Origin of the sequence: Streptomyces ipomoeae 91-03, from assembly GCF_000317595.1 — a bacterium.
Taxonomy (GTDB): Bacteria; Actinomycetota; Actinomycetes; order Streptomycetales; family Streptomycetaceae; genus Streptomyces; species Streptomyces ipomoeae.
On sequence record NZ_AEJC01000027.1, the window covers coordinates 1 to 645 of the forward strand.

Genomic DNA, 645 nt, shown 5'->3' on the forward strand with positions numbered 1-645 from the left:
CCGGCGGACATCACGCCGCCGAGGGCGCAGGCCAGCATGGCGACGGCGGGGCCGGCCTGGCCGTACATCGCGGTGCGGGGTTCGGGGTTGGAGCGGTACAGGACGCGGGCGACCACACCCAGGGCGATGACGAGCAGGACCTGGACCAGGGTGATCCCGCCGAAGGTCGTGTCGCCCGGCAGTCGGCCCGCCGATGTCCAGTCGGGGCGCGACCAGCCCGCGTACACCACGGCGAGAGCGAGCAGGGCGATCGAGGCGGTGGGCAGTCGGCGTACGAGGTGTTCGTCGAGTTCCTTGTCCAGGCGGTTCTCGCTGCGGCCCCTGCGGCAGACGACCCACACCACGACGACCGCGAGCAGTGCGACAGCCGTGTTCAGCAGCCATCCCAGGAGATCCGGAGTGACGGGGCCGCCGACCCGGCGGTCATGGCGGGCGGCGGGGGCGCCGACGGCCGCCGCGACGGTCAGGAAGCCGGCCGCCGCGTGGGCGGCGCGCAGTCTGGCCACCAGTCGGCGGCCGTACCAGAAGCCGGGGCGGCCGAGGGCGACGCGTTCGGTGTCCTCGTCGACGAGCCGGGCGCCGGCGGGCGGCCGGGGGCCGCCGTCGCGGTCCATGGGGCGCTGGGACTCGTACTCGCTCCATGTG

At 75.0% G+C, this 645-nt stretch carries 1 pseudogene; it reads right to left on the reverse strand.

The features are described 5' to 3' along the window. Positions 1–645: pseudogene (locus STRIP9103_RS01575) on the reverse strand (hypothetical protein); the annotation flags it as partial.